This is a genomic window from Micromonospora sp. NPDC049580, from assembly GCF_040675595.1.
GTDB lineage: Bacteria > Actinomycetota > Actinomycetes > Mycobacteriales > Micromonosporaceae > Micromonospora.
Map to the genome: position 1 here is coordinate 1 of NZ_JBFAPG010000617.1, position 3130 is coordinate 3130.

Annotated in this window: 4 protein-coding genes and 1 pseudogene; 1 reads left to right on the forward strand and 4 read right to left on the reverse strand. The window is 71.5% G+C overall.

Annotated elements, in window-relative coordinates; translation table 11 throughout:
* A partial coding sequence (locus AB0J68_RS29975) for a DUF72 domain-containing protein (RefSeq protein ID WP_363941976.1) occupies positions 1 to 490 on the forward strand: 490 nt, incomplete at its 5' end.
* Positions 491 to 533: 43 nt separating this feature from the next.
* Here the strand turns inward: AB0J68_RS29975 and AB0J68_RS29980 are convergent.
* The 4 genes and pseudogenes from AB0J68_RS29980 to AB0J68_RS29995 form a co-directional block, all read right to left on the reverse strand.
* On the reverse strand, positions 534 to 962 hold the full coding sequence (locus AB0J68_RS29980; RefSeq protein ID WP_354860335.1) for a DUF2267 domain-containing protein: 429 nt from the start codon (positions 960 to 962) through the stop codon (positions 534 to 536).
* A 290-nt stretch (positions 963 to 1252) separates the two neighbouring features.
* Positions 1253 to 2125 carry a DUF72 domain-containing protein gene (locus AB0J68_RS29985; RefSeq protein WP_354860334.1) on the reverse strand — a complete coding sequence of 291 codons (873 nt, stop codon included), beginning with the start codon at positions 2123 to 2125 and terminating at the stop codon, positions 1253 to 1255.
* A gap of 48 nt (positions 2126 to 2173) precedes the next feature.
* Positions 2174 to 2572: a TraR/DksA C4-type zinc finger protein gene (locus tag AB0J68_RS29990; protein WP_007459738.1), complete on the reverse strand. Its 399-nt coding sequence runs from the start codon at positions 2570 to 2572 to the stop codon at positions 2174 to 2176.
* Between the two features lie 155 nt (positions 2573 to 2727).
* A pseudogene (locus AB0J68_RS29995) lies at positions 2728 to 3130 on the reverse strand (uridine kinase); the annotation flags it as partial.

A 3130-nucleotide genomic window follows, 5' to 3' on the forward strand; every position in this document is an offset into this window, starting at 1 on the left:
GTTCGGTGGCAGTTGCAGCAGCACCGGCCCGAGCCGGTCACCGAACCTGCGGGCGGACGTCGAGGCGCTCGACGCGACGCTGCGGCTGTTCCCGGCGCAGGTGCGGGTGGCGGTCGAGCCGCGGCACCCGTCATGGTGGACCGACGCCACCCGTGCCGTCCTGGAACGGCGGCGGGCCGCGCTGGTCTGGGCGGGTCGCCTCGGTCGTCCGGTGGCGCCCCGCTGGCGTACCACCGACTTCGGCTACCTGCGGCTGCACGAGGGGCGGGCCCGACCGTGGCCGCACTACGGGCGTACCGCGCTCGGCTCGTGGGTTCGCCGGCTCACCGACGCGTTCGGCGCGGACGAGCCGGCGTACGTCTATTTCAACAACGACCCCGGCGGCGCGGCCGTCACCGACGCCGTCGCCTTCGCGGCGCTGGCCCGCGCGGCCGGTCATCCGGTGTCGCGGGTGCCCTCCGCTGCCGAGGCCGACGCGGCCGAGCGCTGAGCCCGCCCGACGGCGTCGTCGGGCGGGCTCACGCGTCACGGCGTCACGGCATGAACGTGGCGAGATTCTTCGGCATGGTGTCCTTCACGTCCTGCCACTCGCCCTGGGTGACGTGCCGACGCAGGGTGTCCAGCACCACCTGCGTCACCCGCTCCGCGCCGCCCTCGACGTCGTACGGGAAGCCCTGCCGGACCTCGTAGAGGAAGTCGTCGCGGTTGAGCTTGATCGGCACGTCCGACGGGTTCCAGCCGTCGAAGTAGATCCCCCGGACCAGCACCGGCAACTGCTGGGCGAACTCGACGCTCTCGTTGACCGGCAACCGGTCGCGCAGCAGGTGCAGCACGGTACGCAGCGCCGCGTACGACTGGTTGCGCTGCTCCTTCGGCCACCCGTAGGCGTTCTCGATGTCCTTGAGGATCAGGTTCGTCTTGTCCAGCGAACTCTCGAAAGCGGAGATCATCGCTTCAGCCATCGGTCGACCCCCGTTCCGTCGTGTCCCACCGTCGGTCGTCAGCGCGTCGCGGCGGCCCCACCGGGCCGCGGCGGGCCCGTACCGGGGTGCCCTGTGGCGCGCGCCGGGTGTTGTCGGCAGTGCCGACCACGTGCAGGACGGCGCCCCGCCGTCGATCCGTCACCACTCGAACCGTCATCCCCCGTCACCTCCGTGTCCTCTCCGGCGTCGGCCACCTCCGTGCGGCCGTACCCACCGTGTCCACCGTGCCGGTCGGGCGGGTGAGCCGGCCCCACCCGGATCGGGTGAGGTCAGCCGACGTCGAGGAGATTCGCGAGGGTTTTCGCGTTGGTCTGGGCGAAGTCCCGGTAACAATTGTTCATGAGGACGTGGGTCTGCCCGGCGGAGTCGGCCAGCTCGCGCAGCTTCGGCGCCCAGTCGGCCAGCTCCCGCTTGGAGTAGTGGTAGCCGAACTTCTCGTGGATGTCCTTGCTGGTCCACTTGTCACTGTGGCCGTGAAAGCGCATCACCGCGAGGTCGCCGGTGGCGGCCAGCACCGGGGGCACCGACGAGCGGTGGCCCTGCGGCATGTCCACACAGACGTACGGCAGCCGGTGCTCGCTGAGGAAGGCGAGGGTCTCGTCGGCGTTGTCGCCGTCGAACCAGGACGCGTGGCGGAACTCGTAGGCCGGTCGCAGCGGCGCACAGCGCTTCGCCACCTCCAGCAGGTACTGCTTGTTGGCCCGCTTGATCGTGAACCAGGGCGGGAACTGGAACAGCAGCGCCCCGAGCTTGCCCGCCTCGACCAGCGGGTCCAGCGCGGACAGAAAACGCGTCCACACCTCCTCGTACGCCTGCGCGGGCAGGTCGTCGGGGTAGACGTTCTTCTTGTCCGTCTCCGGCCGCAGGTCCTTGTAGAGCGCGCCGACCCGGGTGGGATGCCCGGTGAGCAGGCTGAAGGCCTTGATGTTGAACGTGAAGCCCGCCGGGGTGCGCTCGGCCCACAGCCGTGCGGTCGCCTCGGCGGGCGGTGAGTAGTAGGTCGCGTCCACCTCGACCAGCGGAAACTGCCGGGCGTAGTACGCCAGGCGCTTCTCCGGCGTGTCCGCGGTCTGGGGATACCAGCCCGAGTCGAGCAGTGTGCGGTCGGTCCAGGATGCGGTGCCCACCAGGATGTCACCCATGGGGGAAGTCCATCGTGCCGTGAACCGACCGGCAACCGCTGCCGTCGCTCAGGCCGCCCGCCGCTCGCGGGTCTGCTTGCAGGTCACGCAGGTGGTCGCGGCCGGGAAGATCTCCAGGCGCTCCACCGGGATCGCCGCCGAGCAGCCCTCGCACCAGCCGTACGTGCCCTCGGCGAGGCGGCCCAGGGCGTGCTCGTACTGGGTGCGCCGGTCGAGAATGGTCCGCAGCAGGGACTGCGCGGTGTCGCGCTCGGCCGTCTTGGTGCCGCTGTCGGCCTGGTCGTCGCCGGCGGTGTCACCGACCTCCACCAGACGCAGCACCTGGCTCTGCAGCACGGCCTGCTCGTACTCGGCGGTCAGCTCGTCGTAGCGCGCCTGCAGGGAGTGCCGGATCTGGTCGATCTCCGTCTGGGATCGGCCCGTACCGACCGTGTCGTGGACGAGCATCGCTGCCTGCCTTTCCTGGGCCTGGTGGCTCAAGGTGAACCGGGTGCCGGCGGCGTGGGCCCCGGTCAACGGTCGCATCCGGTACGCGGGCGGTCACCCACGCTCTGTGAGCCGGGCGAGTACCCGGCGGACGTGACACGCAAACCGACGATTTCTCAGCTGCCGCCGGCCTGCACGAGCGCGGGGTGACGGGGGTCGTCGGCGCGTACCACCACGTCGGCGAAGCTGGCGGGAACCACCTCCTCGGCGTAGCGGTCGAAGGCCGGCAGGGTCCACTCGTCGGCCGGACCGGTGCGGCGGCGCAGCGCCGCCGGGGACAGCTGAAGGTGGACGGTCACGTCGAAGGGCAGCGCCCCACCGAGCAGGAGCGCGCCGCTGACCAGGACCACGCCGCCGGGTGGCAGGTCGACGTACCGGGCGCGGCTGGCCCGGTCGGCGACGGCGTCCCACAGCGACGGCAGCACCTGCCCGTCGCCGCCGGGGCCGGCCGGGTCGAGCACCTCGCGGCGCAGGCCGGCCTCGTCGTTCCAGCCCTCGTAGTAGGCGTCCGGGTTGGTG

Bases quoted from the DNA above. Each gene is read 5' to 3' on its own strand.
- AB0J68_RS29980 (WP_354860335.1), bottom strand. From the start codon at position 962: ATGGCTGAAGCGATGATCTCCGCTTTCGAGAGTTCGCTGGACAAGACG.
- AB0J68_RS29985 (WP_354860334.1), bottom strand. From the start codon at position 2,125: ATGGGTGACATCCTGGTGGGCACCGCATCCTGGACCGACCGCACACTG.
- AB0J68_RS29990 (WP_007459738.1), bottom strand. From the start codon at position 2,572: ATGCTCGTCCACGACACGGTCGGTACGGGCCGATCCCAGACGGAGATC.